The 1882-nt window shown below is 64.2% G+C and carries 1 protein-coding gene; it reads right to left on the reverse strand.

The window, feature by feature from the left end; all coding sequences use genetic code 11:
* Positions 1-106 precede the first annotated feature (106 nt).
* On the reverse strand, positions 107-925 hold the full coding sequence (locus C483_RS19195; RefSeq protein ID WP_004045523.1) for a rolling circle replication-associated protein: 819 nt from the start codon (positions 923-925) through the stop codon (positions 107-109).
* Positions 926-1882: the final 957 nt, after the last annotated feature.

A 1882-nucleotide genomic window follows, 5' to 3' on the forward strand; every position in this document is an offset into this window, starting at 1 on the left:
GGGTCGCCGAAAATCGAACCGACCCCACCACCCACCACAGGGACCTATAACGGTGTCTAGGGGGACCCCACCCGGCACCTCTCACCTCGCGGTGGGACCGACCGATCTAGTCTGGTGGCGGTCCTCTATCCTCGTCGCGCCGGAAGTCTCCCGACGCAGCCGACACCCAGTCCTCGACGATCGGATCCCACGCCATCAGTGACCAGTCCTCCTCGAGCGCACTGCCGTCACGATCGTCGCCGCCCGGATCGCGTGGATCGAGATCGACGTCGGCGCTAGATCCGTACCGCCGCGACCCCGACGGCAGGAACGACAGCGAGCCACGACCGAGGTACGCACTGATGTAGTGCGCCGCGTTCCGTGCGTCCACCCGCCGGATGTCCACCACCCGGCCGAGGCCGACGCGCTCGGCCAACTGCGACAGTTCCCGCTGCGGCAGGAACCGATCCACGAGCAGGTGCAGGTGCGGCCGGTCCCGCTCGTCTCCCTCGTGCCGCACCCACAGATACGACAGGTTTGGATAGCGGTCCCTCAGTTCCGTCCTCAGCGCGTTCCACCGATCGGTGATGTACTCGTGCTTCTCCTCCTTCGACGCGGGCGCTCTGCGGTCCACTGTGAGCGTCAGGAACCGACGCATCTCCGGGCGCTCCTCCGTGATCCGTTCTATCTCCTCGATCAGTCCCATCCTCAGCCGGTGGCCGCAACACTCGCAGTCCCACGAACCGCAACGGTACGACGCCTGTTCCCCCGATTCTGTCTGGTACTTCAGGTGCGCCAAGTCCTTCCGGCAGTCCGGCCGCTCCCGATCCGGCCCGCAATCCCAGTCCCGACCGAGCCGTGACTGCTCATCCAACTCGACCTCGCCGTCGACGGGATCCGCGCTCACTCCGACCACCCCGACCGACGCGATCGCGAGCTGCTCCACGAGTGGCCCGACAGCACGTCCGGCCCAGCTGGGGCGGCACTATCCGACGACCGCGACGAAGACGAGCCGGTGGCACCGCACCGCACCATAGCCACCGGCACGTCTTCTACCGCACCGCACGGTGGAACGCCTGAATTGGCGAAGCATAGCGGCTCTTGAGTTGTTCTAACTAGCGTCGAGTAAAGACCGCACCGCCGCCGCACCGCCACCGCACAAGATAGCCCCCTCCCGCCGGTCGGGGGCGTGCGGATCGGGCGGCCCTCGAGCCGGGTACGCCGGCTCTCGGGCAAATCAAGATCGCCCGATCCTTGCGGTGGATCGGCGCTTAGTCGTCCAGACCGAGCGTTTCCGTGAACCGTCGAAACACTTACTGACTCGGCTGAGAGAGGACAGAGCGAGGACGAACCCTCCGGCCAAGAGGTTTCCACCGGGCGATTCTGCCACAAATCGCGTCCGGTGGAATCGTCCGTCGCCCGGGCCTTCTCCGGGCATTCACTCACGTTGCGTAGCTTTGACTGCGACGAGAACGACTAGCCCCTTAAAGAATACTGACCTTTCACCCCGGCAGAACATCTACCTATCCCGATACTACCAACACGCCCACATATTGTTATTAGCAGTTCTAACCATAGCCAGACAGAACCCGAAACCGCATGACAGCGCAGGGGTCGCCGATCGCCCCGGAGTATCACCCATCACAACTTACCGCCGTCTTGCGATTCTTCCCCCTGTCGAATCCCGGCCCTATCCGTACAATCGCAGGACGGCGTAAGGATACCCCTGTCTGAACCGCCACAACTTACCGCCGTCTTGCGATTCTCCCACCACAATCACTCGCCCCTCCGCTCCCTAATCGCAGGACGGCGCAAGGGTCGCCGAAAATCGAACCGACCCCACCACCCACCACAGGGACCTATAACGGTGTCTAGGGGGACCCCACCCGGCACCTCTCACCTC

The organism is Natrialba hulunbeirensis JCM 10989 (assembly GCF_000337575.1).
GTDB classification, from domain to species: domain Archaea; phylum Halobacteriota; class Halobacteria; order Halobacteriales; family Natrialbaceae; genus Natrialba; species Natrialba hulunbeirensis.